Raw genomic sequence first — 20,572 nt, 5'->3', positions numbered from 1 at the left:
TGTTCCAGTCATCATGGAACCGATCAAAGGCCGTGGCTCGGTCAGCAACCAGACAAGCTCCCGCTTCAAACTGCCCGAACGCGCGCAGGACGGCGACTGGATGGACGTGCGCGCGTCCATCGATGGCGCGGCCCCGCCGCTGCGCACAAGCGTGACCGAACTGTCTCCCCGCACGATCCTCTCCTTCAATCAGTCGCCCGACATTCCCTTCGACCGCTCGATCAACGCCTACAACGGTTGCGACCAACACCTTAACGGTTGCACGCTAAACTGATTGGCAACAAATTGCCCCTAAACCCCTGTTTGGAGGCGATTTTGGAAGCAATTGTTTACGTTCGGTGGTCGACCAGAAATCAGGATGATGGCGACAGTCTCAATCGCCAGCTTTCGCTTGCGCGAAACCTCGCGACAAGGAAGGGCTGGACGATTGTTGAGGAACACATTGAAAAGGGCAAATCCGCGTATCACGGTCGCAACCGCGCCGAACGCGGTGAACTGCGCAAATTAGAAGAACGCGCCGAACGCGGCGAACTCGCCGGTAAAGTCCTGATCGTGGAAGCGATGGATCGCCTTTCCAGACAAGAACCACTGGAAAGCCTCAATCTGTTGAGCGGGCTCTGCAAGCGTGGACTTACCATCTACGAAGCGGACAGCGATACGCTCTACGACAGTGCGAAGATCAGCGCGCATTGGCAGAATTTGATTGTGCCCTTGGCGAAAGCTGGTGAGGCACATGACAGCAGTAAGCTCAAAGCGACTCGCGTCCGCAGTGCTTGGCGCAAAACCCAAGCTAACGGCTTCACCAAAGACGGCACTGCTGATCCGAGGCTTTGCCCTGCGTGGATGGAGGTCATTGACGGCCAGTTTACGCCGATAGCGTCACGAGCAGCCATTATCCGCAAATGCTTCCAGATGTCGGTTGATGGACACGGCTACAAGGCAATCGCTGCATACGCCAACGAGCAACATGAGAAGCACGGATGGCCGACCAGACGCTGGGACATTCGGACAGTCTCGATCCTCTTCAAAGACCGTCGGGTTCTTGGCGAGTATCAGCCGAAGACGCGCGTAGGTACGAATGACCGAACGGAGACTGGCGCAGCTATCAAGTTGTATCCCGCTGTGGTTCCGCTCGATCTCTACCACCGTGTTCAAGACGCAGTGAAAAGCCGCACGTCTACTGGTGGTCCTCGCGCCAAGGCATCGAACGTGCTTTCACACCTCGCGCGCTGCACATACATCAACCCAGGTCAAAACGTGCCCTGCGGTAGCAAGCTCACTATGCGCCCTCAGAAAAAGGGACCAACGCAAATGGCTTGCAGCAGCTTCATTCGGGGCCGTGGCTGTCAGTGCAACGCGAACTATCGCTACACCGACATTCTCAACGGCATCCTTGAACACATCCTGCCGTTAGCTGCTCGAATCACAAAGCCGCTGGAGAATTCAGCGGCCGGGAAGATCGCAATGGCGAGAGCCGAAATTGCCACCAAGCGCGCTCGACTCGAACAAATGGCCGACCGCCTCATGGACAGAGACGATGAGTTCCTTTTCGCGGCATTCGAACGGAGCAAGGCCAGTCTCGCGGAAGATACGGCTGCTCTCAAGGCAATGGAACAAGCAAGCGACCACAAAGAGAGCCAGTTAACTCCGAGCCAGATTGCTGCTGAAGTGGCGACGCTTCGGGAAAACATGGACGACGCTGAAACGCGCCAGAAAGTCCAAAGCTACCTTGACCAGCTCATCGACACGATCTTGATGGACCCAAGCGACCGCAGCGCAACTGTCGTCATGCTTGAGGGGCATTTCAATGTGAAGCTGGGCAAGCACGGCGAATTGATCGGCGTCGCTGACGCTCTGCGTATGCTGCAACCGATCAGCTACCCGGATGCTGATGGAAATATGATTACGCTCGATCCGCGCCCTGAGGGCCGTGATCTTGCTGACCCATTGCGCGCCAGTGCTGCTGAACGTGTTATCGGCGGTCTTAACCCCCTCCTCCGCTCTAAGCGTGAGAGCGTCTAACAGCGCCAAGCATGATAGAAGCGCCCCCGCTTACGCAGAGGCGCATTCTTGTTCTCTACGGGGTTCGTAGGGGATCAGTGACGCGGAAGTTCGACCACATTGTCTTGATGGCCGACCTCGACACGGAAGAAGCCAATGTAGCGTTCCACATAACAACGCACCCCTAGGAACGTGATAGCGAAATCATCACCTTCAAATTCAGGCGAACAATCAGCCTCAAATACAAGGTAATCGGCAAGCTGCTCAAGTTCCGAGGTGGTAAGCTGCATCTTCTATCTCCTTCCCCAAGCGTATGTTGTCGCCTAGGGGAGAAGTCAGCCACTTTCTGACTTAGGACCTAATCAGTTTCTGCAAGCCCGTTCTGCTAGAACTTCTAGTCACGAAGTCAGGATTGTCTTGCTCTTTGGCACGGCAGGCGCATTGTTTCCTCAGGCACACCAACCAAGAAGGAAGTGCCTAATGCAATGGACTGAATTACTGCGCCCAGAAACGCGTGTTGCGCTTTTGAAAAACTACAAAGAGCAAGAGCCCCTCAAGGGCACGAGGCGTGAGGTAGATTTCGAACCAGTCTGCAAGCTGTTCGTCCCTTGGGGTGCAGCGACATTTCTCATCACAGAATGTGACGGAGACGGCCTAGCTTTCGGATTGTCGGACTTAGGCTTTGGTACGCCGGAACTCGGGTACATCAGTCTCGATGAGCTTGCCGAGATACGCGGTCCCGGTGGCCTCAGAGTCGAAGAAGACCTGCACTGGAAGCCCAAGCACACGTTGAGCCACTATGCAGCTGACGCTCGCTCAGCGGGGAGGATCAGGGCATAAATAGTGATGCAGACGAAGGCGAAGTAGCTGTTGCTTTCGGATGCTCCTAGCAAGTGGTGGACCCGTCGGACGACTTAGCGTCCGGCGGGTTTCATTTTCCCACAAAAAAGCCCCAGCTGTTGCCAGCTGGGGCCTGTACTCACTTGGAGTGAGGATTAAGACTTCTTTGAAGACCGCGAAGCAGCCATCTTGGCCGAACGTGCCCGAACGCGCTCTTCGGCAGCGTCCAGCTGGGACTTGAAAGCGCCCTTGACCACATCGGCCTTGATCGCGTTCATGACCTCCACGAACTGTGCCTTCGGAACGACGACATTGGTTTCTTCGCCAACGAGCTTGAGCGGGCTATTCGCATAACGGATCGTGAAGCCTACGTTATCGCCCTTAACCTCGAACCAGCGACGGCCTTCTTCCTTGGGCTTGTCGAACAGCTCAACCTGCTTGTCGATTGCCTCTGCGACCACATCAACTGCCGATTTCGGCTTGCGAGCACCGGCCTTAGCGAAACCCTCGACTGCGCTTGCGGGCTTAACTGCCTTTTTCCAATCCATCGTATCAACTCCAATCTAGCACAGCACTTTCCTGCTGCCTTAAGGACATAAAACACCACCTGATTACCAGAGCAACCAGAAAAGCAACCTCAACCAAAAAGCGCGTTGCGCATCATAGTATCGGTAACACCAACATACTTCTGAGTCGTCGCTACGCTCGCATGACCTAGGATACCCTGAACAACGAGTAGGTTGACCTTGTTGTCAACGAGCTTGGTAGCCATCGTGCGACGACCTGAGTAGCAGGACCCTTGAACACCTGCCAGACGATATATGCGGCGCATCGCTTCCGAGACACCGTTTGCAGTGAATGCAGCGCCCTTTGAATTTGTGAACACGCGCCCTGCTTTGTTACCCATATGAACCCGCAGGGCTTCTTTTATTTCTAGATCAATCGGCAAGGAACGACCTTGCTTGCGCTTAGAATGACCGAGCGGGATACGAAGTTCGTTACCGACAAACCAGCTGGTTTCCATTCCCGCAAGTTCCATCGGACGCAGCCCCAGCTTCTTCGTCATTAGGATCATCAGGCCGTACATTTCAGGCCGCTCCATCTGAGCAGCAAAGGCGAAGAGAGTTTCGAACTCTACATCGCTAATAACAGGTGCGCGCATTTCCGACTTCCTTTGTTGCGTTGCATCCTCTTGCTATGTCCGAAACCATACCGCGTCATCCAGAAAGCGACTTCTGTTGAGAAAGACTGACCACCCCATGAGATAAGTAGATGCAAAGCAATACACTTTGCAGAGGAACTTATGGCGAAAGCATTTGAAATCTCATCAACCGCCGACTTCAATTGCGGCACAGCAACTCGCTTCACGCTCATTGACGGTACAGTCGTGGAGGAGAACGTCAGGCAGGACGAAGCCGCTTGGGCGAAGGAACTCTTCGGAGATTGGTTCCAAGAGCGCGAACTCAACTACGGCAGGGATTATTGGCTGGAACGCTGCAAGGCAGGCAAGGTCAAGCTCTGCTTCAAGGATGCAGGCGAGGCTCTTTGGTTCCAGAACAACTACAAGGGAGACAATCTATGAACCCCTTGATCCAGACCTTCCTAGCTGGTCGAGACCTGAGGTTGGCGCCGTGACCAGCGATCTAGTCCATCAGCTACGCAAAGCGTTGGAAGCCGCTGAACGAGCCTGCAACCGGACCCGAGGCATCGAGGCTTTCTATCAGGATTGGTGGACACTGAAGAGCAATGTCGATCAGCTTCGCGCGATGCTCGACAAATATGAGGAGGCCGAACGATGACCTCCTCAAAGACATTCACTGCAAAAATCACGTTTCCACTCACAGTAGTCCCGACAGTTATGTTCCAGAACGTCCAGTGTCTCGCAGACGACTACCTCACTGAGAAAAATCGAGAGGTGATCCTTGAGAAGCTGATTAGCATCGAGGAATGGCTCAGGCTCAACGGACGTCAATCTGACTTGGTGATGACCTACGACAACAGCGACCATACGAAAGGCCAGGGCGAACTAAGCGTCGTACTGAACGAGCGAGATACCGCGCTGCTACTCAAGCTGGCCCAGCTGTGACCTACTGATAATAATCGCCCATATCGGCGCGACCATCCATCATCCACCCGTAGTGCTCTTCGATTTGGTAATACCAGCGCCGTAGAATTTCCTGTAGCTCCTTCATGTGAGTTTGCAGGACTTCCACGTTGATGAGCTTGTGGTTTGAAAGGTGCCGATTGCCCTTGATATCCTCAGGGTAGCGAAAGACCTGCCCTGTAGGATCAAAGTCGTCAAAATGCCCAATGATGACCCCTGCCCGTTCGATTGCCTCCGGCTCGATCAGTTGCTCTTCGTACTTCCCGGCAAGTTCGAGCATATCACCCCAAAGCTGGCTCATCTGATGCCGCTTTTTGAAGCCCTCACCTGTCTCAAGCAGGTTGTTCATGGAGGTCAGCAATTGCTTGAGCATTAGCTCAATCCCATGCCGGTACGAGAATGCGATCGGGTAAATCAGAAGGTCGATCTTAGCCGCCCGCGAACGAATGAGATCCACCGTTTCATGCGATGATTCGAAGAACCCCTCCGAGTACTGAAACAGGGTATATGGCCCGCCATTATCACCCACGCAGGCATTCATGTTCCAGTTCTCGCCATTCGTGAATAGCGGGTTCTCGGGCTGATCTACTTCCGGTTTCATGCAGCTAGACTATCCGACGAATTCCTAGCCGCAACGGCCTTTTACCCCTCGTTAGGCATCGCCCGCTAATCCACTCGGAATGAACGATTTCCTTAGTAGCAACCTCGTCCATGAGGCGCTGCGCAATCTCACCAACGCCAGACCCAACAACTCAGGATGGAGCAGCTTTAACGCTCCGTGCTGCCAGCATCGCGGTCACAGCCGTGACACGAGAAAACGCGGCGGCTTCAAGCTGGACGGCGAGACAGTTATCTACAATTGCTTCAACTGCCAGATGAAGGCCGGATGGACGCCGGGTGACTGGCTCAGTGGCAACATGGAGAAGGTACTCAGCTGGGCAGGAATGTCCGCAGATGCCCTCAGGGACCTCAAATTCAACGTGGGAATGGTAAAGCATCGCATGGAGCACGGAAGCGCTGTCCTGCTTCCAGACGGGCTACAGAGCGTCATGACATGGGTTGAAGCCGGCGAGCATGACCCACGCCTCATTGGCATTGCGACCTTCTTGCAGTCCTTCGATCCTCCGTATGACCTCAGGCAGTTCTACTGGACGCCCGATGACAATGGCATTGCGCTCGATACCTACGTGGTCGCACTCATGGGCGACATGGATGCACCGAAGGGTTGGACAGCCTTTCCCTGCCTTGATCCCGAACAGCCACACAGAACGCACAAGGGCGTCACACCGGAGCCAGAGGACGAGGAACCCACACAGGACGAAATCGACAAATTGCGGGCCTATGTGTTTGGCGACGACGAGTATTGAAACAAGAAGCCCGGTATGACCTACCGGGCTTCTTGTCATCACAGCGTAGGGTCAGCTTCTGGTTGTTCAGCCTGCTCAGCAGTCGGCGCAGACAGTCGAAATAGCATTGCATCATTGGGTTCGCGGAACATGATCCGAACGAACATGTCAGGGTCTTGGTGCTGAATGAACGTCATCTCGACCCCGCAATGCGGCGCACTGGGATAAGCGTTCGGGTCGTGACGATCATATATGCCAATGAGCGAGGTATCTTCGCTTTGGTCCCAGCGCTCAAAATGCTCGACCTCGCCATGTTGGAACGTGATGCTACTTGATACATAAGAGCCATAGGTGAGCCACACCATAACCCGACCCTTGGCATTCGCCACAATCCAGTCATGAACGGCCTGCGGATCACCATCTGGCGTGACCCACTCGGGTAGATCGAAGAATGTCGTGAACTTAGTCGCGGTGCTCGTCAGATGCGCCTGAAAGTCACTGGCATCTGCTGCTTCATCGAAGATCAGTGATAGCTTATGTGGTGTCGAAATTAGACGATGCAAAACCTCGTCAAGTTCCTCTGTCCAGTGCCGCGTGGAAGTCTGACTATGGCAAGCAGTCCTACTAATCTCAACTTGCTCAGGAAACTGAAACATCGGGTCATTAAAAAGCATGACCCGACGCGGCTTTTTGGCCTCTTCTTCCAACCACACATCAACGCGCCCTTTGAACTCATCCATCTGATGAGCAAAGGCATACATATTCAGAGTTTGGGTATCGGTAATTTCAAATAGAGTAGCCATTATATTCCCTGTAAAGCCCTATGAGCGTCGGCCCAGACCATAGCTTGTGCAAAGCGCAGCGGCATATCCGCGTTCTCTACGGGCGCGATATCCCCGTTCTGATATGCGAGACGAGCCGAGACTAGGTTGCCCCCGGCGCGCGCGACTTCTGAGAGGTAGATGAGGCGCTGAGCGGTGGCTGAAAACTCGCCTGTGCCCTCGAACCAATCGAACGTGTCTTTCTCGGAGAACGCAGCAATCTCCGCCGCGAGTTTGTTCAATGCAATCTGTGTCACGAAACCCCACTCACTCAGAGTGACTGCCGCTTAGCGAATAAGCATTAACGCCCTGTAAAGTAGCAGATTTCCGCCTGCTAAGTAGGCGATGGAGAGGGCAAAACGTAACACCGTCAAATGCAGGACTGAGGACTGCACAAACCTGAACAACGGCAGTCTTGGTTTCTGCGTAAACTGCTATGCAAAGCACCTCAGAAAACGATCTCGAGCAAAAGCAGAAACATGCAAGACAGATGGGTGCGAACGACTTGGCACAGCAGGTAAAGGCTTGTGCTCATCTTGCTACAGGAAACACGTAAAAGACAGAATCAGAGACAACCCTCCCATCTGCAAGACACCTAATTGTTGTAAAATCGGATTAGCTGGAAAAGGATTCTGCTCGGCTTGCTACAAGAGAGACCGAGTCATAGTTCGAAAAGAGCTTGTCTCGCTTGGCAAGATCAAACCGATGCTCGTTCCAAAGCGATTCAGTTTACTCCCAAGCGGCTATTACAACGGCATAGCCTATGAGCATCCACTCGCAGATGCTGGTGGACAGGTCTATCAACACCGCGTTGTCGCCTACGAGAAGTATGGACCGGGCACTCAAAAATGCCACTGGTGCGGGATCAACCTCGAATGGAACGAACTGCACGTGGATCACTTGGACTGGCAGCGAGATAACAACCACCCAGACAACCTCGTGACCAGCTGCCCACCCTGCAATACGACAAGGAGATCCCCCAAGGAGACCGCCGCCATCAAAAGGGGAAATGATCTGAGAGCCCTAGCTAGACGCCTACGACGCTGACACAAAAAAAGCCCCGAAAGATCGGGGCTTTTCTGCTTCCAAGCTCGCCCGTCAAATCAGGCAAACGAGTAACGCGGCACCAACACACAGAACAACTTCAATGCGCTTGATGGGAATGAGATTACTATACATGACCGTTCTCCCTTCCTCACAGCATTGCAGCCATGACCCGCAGAAATCATCCAAATAACGACAATGACACCGCAAAGAATTTCCTAAGAAAGAACATATTTCGAGACACTTACCCTCACAGATAAATAGAACAAAACCTGAGAGGATAACATGCCCAAGACAACTAAGTTCACAGATACGCAGAGAGAGCAATATGCTGACTTAGCAGCAGAAGGACTGAGCAATATCGCGATTAGTCGCAAGATGGGTATAAGCCAGCACTTAGCAGCAAAGCTCAGAGACGAACTGAAGACAAATGAGATAGTGGAGAGAGTACGACTAAGCCAGACAATCCCAAGTAAGATGGATCGTATGGCAGATGTCATGCTGACGTTTGTCGATACAGTAGCTGAACTGAAGCAAGAGCTATGCAATGTAAGAGGTGTGATGGCTCGTATGGCAAAGGCAATGCACAGGCTACAGGTAGAGAACAAAGACCTAAGGCGAACACGCAAAGATGCTAGGGATGAAGCGAAGCGACTAAGGCGTGAGCTATGGCGTATTAGAGGCTACTAAGATGAAATACCACAGGAGCCCAGACGTACAGCTTAAACCGTAGGAGGCTCTCAGGGAGAGTTGCAGCGGTGGACTTATGGCTCTTTGGAACGATGTAGCGAGTGACCACTAGACTAAATCAAGCCCTTTCTTTCCTCGACACAAAATCAACCATTTTCTCACCGCAAACCACATTTATCTGCGATTTTTGCAGCACTCTGGAGCCACTCTAGACGCTCACTCTGAGTGAGGAATGCGGTGGAAATAAAGAAGTTGATTTCCTAGCGCAGTGCGGAGAGCACCTTATTCACCGCTGCTCACAGTTCCAGCCTGCATTCAGCGACATTCAAGGTATCCGTACTCCGACAACTAATAACTAGCATCATCTTGTCAGGAGTCAAAGATATATCTTTGATGTTGACTAACTCTTTTCAGGACTCCGACACACCAAGGTATGGACTATCATGCAAAACCATACCTTCTTCACAACTCGTCGCTCTTTGGTAGCGATTATGCTGCAAGGATGTAGCGTGATATTTGTAGTCGTGCAGGTAGATTGAAAGTGGTTGATGCAGTAGAAAATCAGCTGTCAAGCTCATTGATTGGTTGACAGGTAGGAGAAGCGTGGGGGCACCCTACAGAGCTGGCTAGATGCGAGTGGATCGCAATGGTTACCCAATTCCACACACGAGTGTGAAAAACCAAAATCAGCGCAGACCATCAGCTAGCTAGGTTTGAGGTCCAAGACGTTACCGACCCTCATGCTGCTAAATGGAATGTCCCCTGTGCTGCCGTGAGCAACACGCAAATCGCCGCCACTCTTTGCAAGGCGCTGTCGGAATTTGCGCTCAGCATCTAGCAGCGTCATCAGTGTGGTGACCTGAGCCCATTCCCCATCCACATATTCCTCGACATGGAACTGAGGCAATTTCGCGAACTTCATGCATTTCATCGAGCAGTCCTCCTTCTCGTGAAACCCAGATTAAACGCACATTCGGGCTTAAGGGTTCGTCAACCCACGAGCGAGTCAGGCGATGACCAGAGCGAAAATCTAGCGATTTCAATCGCGAATGATTAGCTTAGGCGTAATCGCCACCAAATTCCACACACGTTCACTACTTTTGTGTGAAACACTATACCACCTGCTCTGCTGGTTCAGTGTCGTTATCCGCTTCTGGCACAGCAGTGGTGTCGTCAGGCTCAATCCCCATCATCATGTTGTAGTGAGCCTCGTGGTTCGACTTCACAAACACCTTCTTGAAAACATCAAGATACCTATCAACAATTTCACTGTCCGCAGATATCGAAATATCATCGAGGACACTATGCGAGCCATCATTCAGCCAAGATAGGAGTGAACCAGCTATCATCTTCTCCTGCCCATCGAACATAGCGATTATTCCATCCTTATCCTTGCTGCCAAGAATGGTGAAATAGTTTTCCAGAATACGCCTCAGGACATTCTGTATCGTAGCATTCGACCGCTGCTCCGGCTTCACCTGATCCCAAAGGAGTTGATACGACGTTCGAATAGGATTCTTGGGATAGCCAACGATCTGCGAATGCCCTCCGACCTTTTTAACAACCCAGAAGGTGGGTGCTGGACCCTTCTCATTATGTGAGAAGGACACCTCCTTATGAAAGTAGATGTTGTGCGTCAGGACAATGACCTGCTTAACTCGCCCATTCTTATCCTTAGCTTCCCTGACGAACTCTTTGATCAGGGTGCTAACGATGAACAGAACATCGCTATCGAGGCTTGAGATAGGATCATCAAATATAACGATGCGATCATCAGTGATCCCTGATTCAGTCAAGGAGCCACGGATGCTGTGGTAGAAGTAGAGGAAGATGATGAAGGACTTTTCGCCCTCACTCAGCGTTAAGGCCGCGTCGGTCCCATCCTTGCGTACGATCTTGTATCGACTGCCTTTTTCCCCAGCGGTAGCGAGTTGGAAGCTGCTAAAGCCAAATGATGCTAGGGTGCTGTTGATCGCACTAACGGTCGGCTCAACGCTTGTGATGCTCTTCTCAAGTTCTCGCAGTTCCCCCAGAAGTTCAGTTTCTTGAGATTCTTTGGCTTTGAGCTGACTGGATAGGTTCTCAATGGCTTTCTTTAGCCCAGCCTCTTTGCCCCTGAGCTTAGTGATTTCCTTGCGAGATTCCTCGACAATTGAGGTGGTCCCGGAATTTCGGACAGGGTGCTAAGCTAATCCCGACCTGAGGGAATGGACGGGAAATGAAGAAGACGAGAAAGCGCTACAGTGCGGATTTCAAGGCGAAGGTGGCGCTGGAGGCGATCCGGGGTGACCTGACGCTGGCGGAGTTGGCAGCGAAGCATGGCGTTCACCACACGATGATCGCAGCCTGGAAGCGGCAGGCGGTCGAAGGGATGGCCGGCACGTTCTGCGGGGCAGGCGATGCGGCCAAGGTGGCCAGCGAAGCCGAGGTCGAGAAGCTTCACGCCAAGATCGGCCAGTTGGTCGTGGAGCGGGATTTTTTAGCCAAAGCCTCCGGTCGATGAGCGTGGCACGGAGGCGGTCGATGATCGAAGCTGCTCATCAACAGCTGTCGATCGCGGCGCAATGCCGGCTGCTCTCGATCAGCCGGTCGTCCTACTACTATGCGCCGGTGCCGGAGACCGAGGATACGCTGGCACTGATGCGGGTAATCGACGCGGCGTTCCTCGACATGCCATGGTATGGCAGCCGTCAGATGGTCCGGCACCTGCGCCGCGAGGGCCACGATGTCGGCCGACGACGTATCCGGCGGCTGATGGGCAAGATGGGCCTGTCGCCGATCTACCAGCGGCCCCGCACAAGCGACCCGCATCCGCAGCATCGGATCTATCCGTATCTGCTCCGCAAGCTGATGATCGACAGGCCGAACCAGGTGTGGTGCGCCGACGTGACGTATATCCCGATGCGGCGGGGCTTCTTGTATCTGGTTGCGGTGATGGACTGGGCGACTCGCAAGGTCTTGGCTTGGCGGCTATCGAACACGATGGATGCCAGCTTCTGCGTGGCGGCTCTGGAGGAAGCGCTGGCGCGCTTCGGCCGTCCCGAGATCTTCAACACGGATCAGGGCAGTCAGTTCACTTCGCTCGCGTTCACCAGCGTGCTGCGGGATGCCGAGGTGCGGATCAGCATGGACGGTCGAGGCCGCTGGATGGACAACGTCTTCATCGAGCGCCTGTGGCGATCCTTGAAGTATGAATGCGTTTATCTCCACGCCTTCGAGACCGGCTCGGAGCTGCGAGCTGGCCTTCGACGATGGATCACCTATTACAACACGCAGCGACCGCACTCTGGTCTCGCCGGGCGAACGCCGGCAGAGGTCTACGGGCGGATCAGCGAACCAGATCATGGGGGGCATGCCCCCCATGATCTGATGACCAGACTGGCGGCATAATCACATCCGGGATTAGCTTAACTTCGCCGCCAACCTGTCCAAGAAGACGGGACCACCTCAAATGAACTTCCAAATCTGCTCCTTGAGCTTGGTCTGCTCCTGCGCTTGGTTTGCGATCAGCTCATTGTGCGCAGCTATCTTGGCGTTGGCCTGACCGATCAGTTCCAAAACCGCATCTGAGGTTTCTTTGATGGGCTTTAGCTGGATCGAGGCGCTAGGTTCGCTGATCTTCTTGGCCAAGAGAGCGAGGTTTTGCCCTAGCAGCTTATCGAGCCTTTCTACCCTACGGGCCAACTCCGGCTTATCGAGATGCTCATATTCGTTTTGCTGAATTGTAGCGAGAAGCTGCATGGTGAGCTTGGCGCTGTCATCGTATCCAGAATGGATGCCCCGCAGTTGCGAAACGTCATTGCTGTAGGATTCATCGAAGTACGAATTCAGGTCGTCTGCGAGTTCATGCGGCAAGCCCTGCTGGCAGAATGGGCATTTGCCATCGCTATGCGGGATATAGCTCAATCCATGGCGAACCCAGTCACTATTTCCGAGATGCCGGATCAATCCCGCAACCTCGATATCTTCTTTACCAACAATGTGCTTGGCAAGGATAGGATACTGCTCGGCTTGGAGGAGACCACCGAATTCTGGAGCCCTGATTTGGGGTATCGCCGAAATCTGGCGGAAGAGGCTCTTTGCCCTCGATGTGAGGTCATCGAGCGTGGCCAAGTCTGCGGCGTTGGATATAGCCTCCGACATGACCCGTTCTGCGAACTGTCGCTTCGAATTTCGAAGACCCGTGAAGGCGTTTTGGAAAGCCTCGTCGTGCTTGCCCTTTATGGTCCAGCAGAAGGCTTCAACCTCGGCACGATGCGCACCTAGCTCGCCTACTTTGCCATCAGAGTGTTCCTCTGACCCAAGAGTCCTTTTGAGCCCATCGATATCGTCGCGGAGTTCGCCCGACTTCTTGCGAAGCTCATCTACCTTGGCCAACAGGTCCTTGCTTTCGTTGCCAAGCGTAAAGATGCCCGGCATCTCAGAACCGTAGTTTCGCTGTGCGAAGTCAGAATTCAGCACCAACGATTTCAGAGTACGATTTGCAGTCCATGTCGCCTTGCATGATGGGTACGCATCTGGCGCGGCAATGACCCGTGACATGGTGGTTTTGCCGGAACCATTCGTGCCAAAAATGAAGTTCGCTTCCTTCAATGGCCCGAGATTTTGTTCACCCCCTGTGTAGGTGGCACAGTTCGAAATTCGTAGCTCTTTCAGCATATTGCCTCGCCCCCGACCATGCTCACTCGTGGAGCGTCAAAACCAGAATTTCGTAGTAGTCTATCGCATAATCGCTGCTCCGAAGCGGACGGGTAGCAAAATCGTATCCATCGCCTCGATTCTCGACAATTTGCTCCGCGATGCTCTGGAAGGCTTGCAGACCCGCTTCGCTACTCGACGCGGGCTCCACCACGACGCTGAGTCCTGACCGCTTGACGCGGTACTTGCTACCGCCCTCTAGAAGTTGTGAAATGAAAGGCGTCATAGAAACTCCCTTGTTTCCGGCAGTATGGCTCGAATGAACAAGGCCCGCCAGCCCACGACCGGGAATATCCACGCGTCTAAATAAATACGTGATGGCAAGTAAGAAGCTATCACCACCACCAACTCAGGATCAGGTAGACCGACACTGGAAGGCTCAGGACAAAGCCGTCAGTCAGCCCCTGCACACGCGCGATCCGGGCGTAACGATCGCTAACACTGAGGGCGACGTATCACGCATCATTGACGCGGCTAGGGATGGTGAGAAAGCCCCTGCCTACAAGCTGCGCAACACTATCGGGATCATTGATGACCCGTTGGCCCGCACCTCCGACCTGATCGTCAAGCACCACAAGGGCATGTCAGCCAAAGAGTTCACCAAGCTCATTGGCTCGCCTCTCGAACAGCAAGTCTACCTCGCTCTGTATGGCGACATGAAGGACTTCCAGCGCGCTCAGATTTGGCAGCGCATTAGCAAGCAAGCCTTCGACGAGCAGCAAGCCGCACTCGCTGAGGCTCATCGTCGTCACGCACTCGACCAGAAGCGAACCGATCAGATGCTCAAGGGCATCGCCATGCAGGAACGCATCGAGGCAGCGAAGGCCAAGCGCAACAAGCCAGATGGCAAGGTGCCAAGTGGCAAGTGAGCTTGATAGCTATCTGGACCTCATCGAGTTCGCCCGCGAGCAAACCCTCGATCTAGGCAAAGAAGGCTTCTGGGACTGGCTTGCGACAGAGGATGAAGAGTTCCGCGAGGCCATTATCTCGGTCATGCAGGACCCTGCATTCTCCCTAGAAGACCATCAGATGATGCCTAGGGAAGCGTGGCGTATCCTGTTTTTCCGAATGGGTCGCGGCGCTGGTAAGACCCACGCGGCAGCAACGAACACCAATCTGCTGGCCAAGTACGTCTACCCCGGCGGTTACGGTATTCTAGTCGGCCCGACAGTCCAGCACGTTCGCGAAACCATGATCGAAGGCGTCAGTGGCCTGATCGCTACAGCGCCAGCCGACTGCATCCCTGTCTATCGACCTCACTACAACCGCGTCGAATGGCCAAACGGCACTCGCGCGATGATTATGACTGCCGACAACAAGGAAGGCATTCGTGGTCCATCGTTGAATTTCGGATGGGGCGACGAGCTAACGAAGTGGCAGCACTCAGCCACGTTCGACAACATGTTCCGCGCCATTCGTGAGAAACACGAGAACGGCACGAAATTGATCCTAACCACTTCGCCGCTTCGCGCTCAGGAGTGGGTCAAAGCCATTGAGAGCCGTCCCAATACGATCACGAAGACCGCACCATCGACGGCCAACCCGCATCAGGATGAAGACCACCTGGCCGAACTCTCCGCAGAGGCTCTTCTGGGCACCACGAAAGCTCGCGAAGAAGTTCTAGGCGAATGGACGACCGGCGAAAGCCAGCTTTGGTCGCGTGAGGATATCGAGAATCTCGCCCTAGAAACGACACTCAGGCCGAAGGACTTTGCAGCCACTTGCAGCCGTCGCTTTCTGAGCGTTGACCCCTCGGGTGGTGTGAAGGACGAATGGGGCATTGAGTGGTTCGGAAAGAAGGGCAAGCAAGTTATCCTGCTCGACGACTTCTCAGATCATTGGGGCTTGGAATCTGGATATCGCAGGGTCATCGAACTCGCGAAGGAGTATCTCAAGCCCGGTGATTTCGTGCTTTTCGAGGACAACAACCAGAAGTCCGGCCCTGCCCTGCTGCGCAAGATGGCCAATGAGGCTGGCTTCTCACTCCGAGTGATCCCCGTATCGGCGGACAAGAGCAAGTATGCCCGCGCCGAGGAAGCCTTCATGCACTGTCAGATGGGCAAGGTCGCCCTGTTGAGGCGCTCTGACAAGTTGGAAAGCCAGCTGGTCGAGTGGGAGCCTGACATGAAGAACTCTCCTGACCGTGGCGACGCATTCACACAGGCAGTCAATCACCTGTTCAGTGAGACGGCGAAGAAGGGGCGCTTCTTAGTCCGAGGTCTCGGGAAATGCTGATCTAAATTCAGCTTGCCATATCTGCGATTCGATATGGTTTGCCATTTCTAGGATTTCGCTTGCTGTATGCGATACCAGCAAGTTGTTCACTTCCGCCAAGACCTGACCATCTTTGGTGCGGCCATTCCTGTGAATGCAATCATGACGCAATGACATCGCTTTATGGAGTTTTGTTGAGACAGCCTGAGACGGGAAGATATCAACGCCAACCAATGCATATATCGCTTTGGTCTTGGGCAGATTGTGAAACAATAGGTCTTTCACATAGCCGACCGCTTGAATCGTTACAGCATCTGGGTCCCTGAACACATCAGCCAAAGACAGCTTTGTCGCTTTCAACTCCTTATCGCCGTCCAGCAGCTTCAACATATTTTCGCGATTCGTTGTGATGCTGGCGAGCAAGGTGTCGCACAGATACGCTTCCATTGCAGCGATTGCCTGTGTGAACAGCATCCTGTTCATCATCGAGACACCCGGAGAACCGTGGAAGCTATTCATCCTCACGATCTCGACCAAAGCCTCGTTCAGTTCTTTGTAGGGGTTGGATGCAAAGTCTGACCACCAGATTGGGCGACCATCTTCGTAGTCCTCGTAGGGAGTTCCGGTCAACACCGCATCACCTGCGTTGACTTTAATCTGCGGGAACTCATCGAGTTGAACCATGATCGTGCCATCGTGGTTGTTTACCTCGAAATCGAACTCATTATTGCAGTTCTCGCACTCGACCACATCATGGTCCTGCACATGCCTTTCATCGGCGTTGTCGCCAGTCCAGTTGGTCTCTGGAACCACAATACTTTCCTGAACTAACTCGCCGCACTCAGGGCACATGAACTCGATGTAAGACTCGTAGTGGCTCATTGGCCCACCGATCCAGATGCCTGAAACTGCATAAATACCCTGTAGAACAACCAAATAACGGTGGCACAGTGGCGTCTTTTTGGCCTTTTGGCGAGCGAAAATCCCGCAATTATAGCAAGGACGAGAGGCCACAATCGCGACGTAGCCTTGGCGGCCTTTACAGCACTGGCTCCCTCCAAAGCTATTGGACGGATGAGCAGAACTTCGAACGCCGCGCAAAGGCCCTGCTTTACAAGTGTCCTGTCAGCCGTCGCTGCTTCGAAATCCGCAGCGAAAAACTGGCAAGCATCACACTCAAGGTCGAAGGCGCGAACAAGGTGGCCAAAAAGGTACTGGCTCAGCCTAATTTCCGCGACCGCACGATCAGCAATCTGCTGCGCAGCACGGAAGTTGACCTAGGCATCGGTGGCGATGTTTGGCTCTTCCTAAACCAAGACGTTACGGTTCGTCCTGTCCTCGAAAGCCTGCGCTCCGACTTCATGTTTCAGGAGCCCAGCACCAACCAGATTTTCTACGATCCTAAGAAGGCACTGACCGGCACGAGCAAGCCGGAACTCATCTTCACGATGGACCCAGACGACTTCGGGCGCACCCAGACGGTTGAGCGCCGCATCGGAGACACGAACCGATACGAGGTCATCGACGGTGCCCTACTGCAAATCTCGATCTACAACCCGTTGAGCAGCGTACAGGGATCAGGAGCCGGCGACGCTATATTGGCCGACGTTGCGACCTACAGCGCGGCTATGATGCTCATGCACGCTCGTTTCGCAAATGGCGGGCGCAGAGCCGGTTGGATCACGCTGCCTGACATGGGCGATGCCACGGACATGAGCGATGCCGATTGGGCAGAACTCAAGAGGAACCTCGAAAAGCTCCGCGATGATGACGAGCTAAAGGGCTTAGTGGCCGGTTCGACGTTCATCGAGAACCAAATGACCTTCACGGAACTCGATATCGTGGAAGTCATCAAGGCACTGGAACGCCGCATCGCAATGGCACTTGGTGTCCAGCCGGTCATGCTCGGCTTTGAAGGTGAAGCGTCACATGCGAACATGAGGACGGCAGACCGCACGTTCTACACTGGCTGGCTCAAGCCTCGTGCGGACTTCATTCTCGGACACTTGCAAGCATTCCTCGCAGAAGAACTCAACTGCCCTAACCTCTCCATCGCAATCGACGAAACCAAGCTGCCCTACTTGCAGGATGATAGGCTTGAACAGGTCGATAAGATGGCCGGTCGAGGCGCGATCACGTTCAACGAATACCGCGAAGCGATGGGCTGGGAAGCCGTCGAATGGGGCGACAAGCCTATCCCGGTAGCTGGCGCAGGCGAAGCAATGGCTTCCTCGTCAGACAAAGAACCTCAGCAGCAACCAGACAACGCGAAGCCACGTGAAGTGGGCCACGACGCTGACACCAGCCGTCGAGCAGACCAGCGCTCCTGACAGCTAAATACCCTGTAACGTAATTGATAGGAAGCAACCGCTTATGACCATGCAATTTCTGACAAAGAGCTTCAAGGCCGCTCCTATCAAGGAGAACGAGGTTGAAGGTCTAGCCAGCACCTACGGCAACATCGACCATGTAGGTGATATCGTTGAACGTGGTGCTTACGCGCGCACCATCGACGCTTTCAACCGCAGCAAGAAAGGTATGCCCTTTCTAGCCCATCACCGTCATGACCGCCCGATTGGTAGGATTACAGAACTCAGGGACACCGATGAAGGTCTTTGGTTCCGCGCTGAGTTTTCTAAGTCTCATGATGGTCAGAATGTCCGCGAGCAGTTCCTAGATGGAACCCTAGATAGCTTCTCGATTGGCTATCGTGTTCTTCAAAAGGCAGCTGACCGGGTAAACGGCCAGAAGGTGCTGCGCTTGAAGGAAATTAGCCTTCACGAGATTAGCGCAGTGACGTTCCCATGCAACGAACTTGCGACGCTATCGGCGGTCAAGGGCGACATTTCATCCAGCTTTCCTAACCTCAGCCTAGAAGATCAACAGCGTGTTGCAGACTTCGCGGCTCAGCTTGAGGCTAATCAGATCGGTTCTTTATCGAAGAACGCATCTAATGAGGAGGCACAAGAAGCTATTAAGGCTCTGGAACTTGAGCAGGACGAAGCAATGAACAGGGCTTTTGAAGATGCCTTCCTAGCTTACCGAATCAAGCAGACATTCAACCGATAAATAAAACGCCAGCAAAAGCTGACCGGCACTCCCAACGGGACTCGCCTTCTACAACAGTAGGACTCGCAGTTCGCACTCCTCTGAAACTCAAATCAGAGGTGTAATGTGAACGAAGAGAACATGCAGAAGCTGTTCGACGAACTCGCAAAGAAGGCGAATTCGGAAGACGCAGTAGACAAGGCAACTGTTGCCAATATCGAAACCGAAATCAAGTCCCTCAGGAATCAGATTTCTGAGCAGGAAGTCCAGCTTGAAGCACAGGCTGACGCACTTGCTCGCAAGTCCAGCACAAAGTCCCAGACCAACGACAGCGCAGACGATCTTCGTGCTGCTCAGTTTGCGTTCGTTAAGGGCCGTCACGCCGTCACTGATGGTGATATCAAGGCTGACGAGTTTTCGCGCACCGTAGACGTTGAAGGTGGTCACACCATCCCAACTCACTTCGACAGCGAAATCACTCGCGCTCTCAACAAGACTAGCTCGATCCGCGCTCTTTCGCGCGTCCTCGCTGTTTCGGGCAACCTAGAGCGCATCATCAAGTTCAAGACCGCTGGCGTTGCGAAGACCAAGGCTGAAAAGGCGGCTTACGAACTCAACACCGTCGATACCTTCGCAAAGCTGCGCTGGAACTTCACTGACGTTGTTGACCAGCAGCGCCACACCGCGTGGGTTTCCGACGAGCCAGAGAGCGTTCTGAATCTCGCTCAGGAACTACAGGACAGCATCGTTCTCAACATCGGTGAGAAGGAAAGCGACCTGCTTCTGAACGGCACAATCCTCAACTCGGTTGAAGACGTTGCTGGCGTGACCACTACCCCAATGGGCCTTCTGGCACACACACTTTCGACCGGCACCGTGAACAGGTTCACCGACAACTTCGGCACTCTCGCGAAGGTCGAAGTTGCAGCCGATGTGAAGCTAACCGACGCCGTGCTTGAACTCCGTGCGACCCTGCACTCGCAGTACCTCGCCAACGCTGTTCTCGTTGTCTCGTCGGACTTCGAAAAGCGCGCCCTGATGGAGAAGGACGAAAACGGTCGTCCGCTGCTCTCGCCTTCGACCGCTTCGGTTGCTGGTCTGCCCGGCGGTACAATCCGTGGCATTCCTTACGTGGTTGACGACCTGATGCCTAGCGTTGCTGAGGCTCAGGCAGCTGGCAAGCCAGTCGCTCTGCTCGCAGACTTCAAGCAGGCTTACACCATCGCTGACTACGGCACGATGAAGTGGGTTGTGGACCCTATCACTGAACCGCAGTTCGTGAAGTACACCGCGCGTCGTCGCGTAGGTGCTGCAATCACCAACTACAAGGCAATCCGCGCTCTGGTTATCACCGCAGTGTAATTGCTCAGAGTATGGCTCGGCCGAAAAGTCGGGCCATACCCATGATTATTTGATGCCTTCAAACCAATCTATATCAGGCCGAAAACCATAGTTCGCAGTCGGACAAGTGCAGGCCTTTGGCGGCAGGATAAGAGAGCGTGGATCATCGGTAGTTGTGCCAGCCATCTCATCGCAGACAGGACAGCCTGAGGTCAAAACGTCGATCTTGTACCGTCCTTTGAAGTAGGGTTTGAGGTCCTGCTTTTCGATAGCCTTGATTGTCCGATAACGACTCAACGTGTGGAGCGGCGTGCAAAATTGACCCCCTTAGCGGGGTGATCGGCGTCTAAAATTGACCCCCTTCATCTCATTGTGAGAAGCGCCGCCGTTTGGGTTCCGAACGGCGGGTACAGGGATGTTGGTTG

General features: G+C 53.8%; 25 protein-coding genes. 14 read left to right on the top strand and 11 right to left on the bottom strand.

Annotated features, from left to right (window positions below; translation table 11 throughout):
• Positions 1 to 13: 13 nt before the first annotated feature.
• Together HT136_RS23235 and HT136_RS23230 are read left to right on the top strand one after the other, a co-directional pair.
• A complete protein-coding gene (locus tag HT136_RS23235; RefSeq protein WP_214202227.1) occupies positions 14 to 274 on the top strand; it encodes a radical SAM protein in 261 nt (86 codons plus the stop codon).
• Between the two features lie 41 nt (positions 275 to 315).
• Positions 316 to 2,022 (top strand): recombinase family protein, encoded by a 1,707-nt coding sequence (locus HT136_RS23230; protein WP_214202226.1) that lies wholly within the window; start codon positions 316 to 318, stop codon positions 2,020 to 2,022.
• A gap of 74 nt (positions 2,023 to 2,096) precedes the next feature.
• Here the strand turns inward: HT136_RS23230 and HT136_RS23225 are convergent, their stop codons facing one another.
• Positions 2,097 to 2,291, bottom strand: a complete 195-nt coding sequence (locus HT136_RS23225) for a hypothetical protein (protein WP_214202225.1) — start codon at positions 2,289 to 2,291, stop codon at positions 2,097 to 2,099.
• 190 nt (positions 2,292 to 2,481) lie between these two features.
• On the opposite strand from HT136_RS23225, the gene HT136_RS23220 reads away from it, so the two are divergent.
• Positions 2,482 to 2,841 carry a DUF2958 domain-containing protein gene (locus HT136_RS23220; protein WP_214202224.1) on the top strand — a complete coding sequence of 120 codons (360 nt, stop codon included), beginning with the start codon at positions 2,482 to 2,484 and terminating at the stop codon, positions 2,839 to 2,841.
• Between the two features lie 155 nt (positions 2,842 to 2,996).
• Here HT136_RS23220 and HT136_RS23215 read toward each other — a convergent pair whose 3' ends face one another.
• Both HT136_RS23215 and HT136_RS23210 read right to left on the bottom strand, forming a co-directional pair.
• Entirely contained in the window at positions 2,997 to 3,389 is a 393-nt protein-coding gene (locus HT136_RS23215) for a hypothetical protein (protein WP_214202223.1), read from the bottom strand.
• Positions 3,390 to 3,478: 89 nt separating this feature from the next.
• Positions 3,479 to 4,003, bottom strand: coding sequence for a tyrosine-type recombinase/integrase (locus HT136_RS23210; RefSeq protein WP_214202222.1), 525 nt, complete (start codon positions 4,001 to 4,003; stop codon positions 3,479 to 3,481).
• Between the two features lie 141 nt (positions 4,004 to 4,144).
• On the opposite strand from HT136_RS23210, the gene HT136_RS23205 reads away from it, so the two are divergent.
• The 3 genes from HT136_RS23205 to HT136_RS23195 are packed head-to-tail and all read left to right on the top strand — an operon-like array spanning position 4,145 to position 4,927.
• On the top strand, positions 4,145 to 4,423 hold the full coding sequence (locus tag HT136_RS23205; protein WP_214202221.1) for a hypothetical protein: 279 nt from the start codon (positions 4,145 to 4,147) through the stop codon (positions 4,421 to 4,423).
• A gap of 49 nt (positions 4,424 to 4,472) precedes the next feature.
• Positions 4,473 to 4,640, top strand: coding sequence for a hypothetical protein (locus tag HT136_RS23200; protein WP_214202220.1), 168 nt, complete (start codon positions 4,473 to 4,475; stop codon positions 4,638 to 4,640).
• Positions 4,637 to 4,927: a hypothetical protein gene (locus HT136_RS23195; protein ID WP_214202219.1), complete on the top strand. Its 291-nt coding sequence runs from the start codon at positions 4,637 to 4,639 to the stop codon at positions 4,925 to 4,927. The genes HT136_RS23200 and HT136_RS23195 overlap by 4 nt, the downstream gene beginning before the upstream one ends.
• Before the next feature lies 1 nt (position 4,928).
• On the opposite strand, the gene HT136_RS23190 is transcribed toward HT136_RS23195, so the two are convergent.
• A complete protein-coding gene (locus HT136_RS23190) occupies positions 4,929 to 5,546 on the bottom strand; it encodes a hypothetical protein (protein WP_214202218.1) in 618 nt (205 codons plus the stop codon).
• A 79-nt stretch (positions 5,547 to 5,625) separates the two neighbouring features.
• Between HT136_RS23190 and HT136_RS23185 the strand changes: the two genes are divergently transcribed.
• Positions 5,626 to 6,312, top strand: a complete 687-nt coding sequence (locus HT136_RS23185) for a hypothetical protein (protein WP_214202217.1) — start codon at positions 5,626 to 5,628, stop codon at positions 6,310 to 6,312.
• A 38-nt stretch (positions 6,313 to 6,350) separates the two neighbouring features.
• Here the strand turns inward: HT136_RS23185 and HT136_RS23180 are convergent, their stop codons facing one another.
• Together HT136_RS23180 and HT136_RS23175 are read right to left on the bottom strand one after the other, a co-directional pair.
• Complete coding sequence (locus tag HT136_RS23180) at positions 6,351 to 7,094, bottom strand: hypothetical protein (RefSeq protein ID WP_214202216.1); 744 nt, start codon at positions 7,092 to 7,094, stop codon at positions 6,351 to 6,353.
• Positions 7,094 to 7,369: a hypothetical protein gene (locus tag HT136_RS23175; RefSeq protein ID WP_214202215.1), complete on the bottom strand. Its 276-nt coding sequence runs from the start codon at positions 7,367 to 7,369 to the stop codon at positions 7,094 to 7,096. Before HT136_RS23175 ends, HT136_RS23180 begins: the two co-directional genes overlap by 1 nt.
• A gap of 1,072 nt (positions 7,370 to 8,441) precedes the next feature.
• On the opposite strand from HT136_RS23175, the gene HT136_RS23170 reads away from it, so the two are divergent.
• A complete protein-coding gene (locus HT136_RS23170) occupies positions 8,442 to 8,846 on the top strand; it encodes a hypothetical protein (RefSeq protein WP_214202214.1) in 405 nt (134 codons plus the stop codon).
• Positions 8,847 to 9,549: 703 nt separating this feature from the next.
• On the opposite strand, the gene HT136_RS23165 is transcribed toward HT136_RS23170, so the two are convergent.
• Positions 9,550 to 9,777 (bottom strand): hypothetical protein, encoded by a 228-nt coding sequence (locus HT136_RS23165; protein ID WP_214202213.1) that lies wholly within the window; start codon positions 9,775 to 9,777, stop codon positions 9,550 to 9,552.
• Positions 9,778 to 9,958: 181 nt separating this feature from the next.
• Positions 9,959 to 10,999 (bottom strand): AAA family ATPase, encoded by a 1,041-nt coding sequence (locus tag HT136_RS23160; protein ID WP_214202242.1) that lies wholly within the window; start codon positions 10,997 to 10,999, stop codon positions 9,959 to 9,961.
• A gap of 65 nt (positions 11,000 to 11,064) precedes the next feature.
• Between HT136_RS23160 and HT136_RS23155 the strand changes: the two genes are divergently transcribed.
• Positions 11,065 to 12,236, top strand: a protein-coding gene (locus HT136_RS23155; RefSeq protein WP_214202212.1) for an IS3 family transposase whose coding sequence is annotated in 2 segments (ribosomal slippage) — positions 11,065 to 11,329 and positions 11,329 to 12,236 — 1,173 coding nt in all. Because the reading frame shifts where the segments join, the coding sequence is not laid out codon by codon here.
• 57 nt (positions 12,237 to 12,293) lie between these two features.
• Here HT136_RS23155 and HT136_RS23150 read toward each other — a convergent pair.
• Together HT136_RS23150 and HT136_RS23145 are read right to left on the bottom strand one after the other, a co-directional pair.
• Positions 12,294 to 13,505, bottom strand: a complete 1,212-nt coding sequence (locus tag HT136_RS23150; RefSeq protein WP_214202211.1) for an AAA family ATPase — start codon at positions 13,503 to 13,505, stop codon at positions 12,294 to 12,296.
• Positions 13,506 to 13,527: 22 nt separating this feature from the next.
• Positions 13,528 to 13,770: a hypothetical protein gene (locus tag HT136_RS23145; protein ID WP_214202210.1), complete on the bottom strand. Its 243-nt coding sequence runs from the start codon at positions 13,768 to 13,770 to the stop codon at positions 13,528 to 13,530.
• 91 nt (positions 13,771 to 13,861) lie between these two features.
• On the opposite strand from HT136_RS23145, the gene HT136_RS23140 reads away from it, so the two are divergent.
• On the top strand, positions 13,862 to 14,413 hold the full coding sequence (locus tag HT136_RS23140) for a hypothetical protein (protein WP_214202209.1): 552 nt from the start codon (positions 13,862 to 13,864) through the stop codon (positions 14,411 to 14,413).
• Positions 14,403 to 15,779 (top strand): terminase large subunit domain-containing protein, encoded by a 1,377-nt coding sequence (locus HT136_RS23135; protein ID WP_214202208.1) that lies wholly within the window; start codon positions 14,403 to 14,405, stop codon positions 15,777 to 15,779. The genes HT136_RS23140 and HT136_RS23135 overlap by 11 nt, the downstream gene beginning before the upstream one ends.
• Here the strand turns inward: HT136_RS23135 and HT136_RS23130 are convergent.
• Positions 15,753 to 16,640 carry a hypothetical protein gene (locus HT136_RS23130; RefSeq protein ID WP_214202207.1) on the bottom strand — a complete coding sequence of 296 codons (888 nt, stop codon included), beginning with the start codon at positions 16,638 to 16,640 and terminating at the stop codon, positions 15,753 to 15,755. The two genes, HT136_RS23135 and HT136_RS23130, sit on opposite strands and share 27 nt — an antisense overlap.
• A gap of 68 nt (positions 16,641 to 16,708) precedes the next feature.
• Here HT136_RS23130 and HT136_RS23125 point away from each other — a divergent pair, with 68 nt between their 5' ends.
• From HT136_RS23125 to HT136_RS23115, 3 genes are all read left to right on the top strand, one after another.
• Entirely contained in the window at positions 16,709 to 18,088 is a 1,380-nt protein-coding gene (locus tag HT136_RS23125; RefSeq protein WP_214202206.1) for a phage portal protein, read from the top strand.
• Between the two features lie 43 nt (positions 18,089 to 18,131).
• A complete protein-coding gene (locus HT136_RS23120) occupies positions 18,132 to 18,827 on the top strand; it encodes an HK97 family phage prohead protease (protein WP_214202205.1) in 696 nt (231 codons plus the stop codon).
• Positions 18,828 to 18,947: 120 nt separating this feature from the next.
• Positions 18,948 to 20,168 (top strand): phage major capsid protein, encoded by a 1,221-nt coding sequence (locus HT136_RS23115; protein ID WP_214202204.1) that lies wholly within the window; start codon positions 18,948 to 18,950, stop codon positions 20,166 to 20,168.
• Positions 20,169 to 20,572 lie beyond the last annotated feature (404 nt).

Origin of the sequence: Novosphingobium profundi (assembly GCF_018491765.1) — a bacterium.
In the GTDB taxonomy this organism is placed as follows: domain Bacteria; phylum Pseudomonadota; class Alphaproteobacteria; order Sphingomonadales; family Sphingomonadaceae; genus Novosphingobium; species Novosphingobium profundi.
Note: the sequence above shows the minus strand (reverse complement) of the source record. Positions and strands in the feature narration are given on the sequence as shown.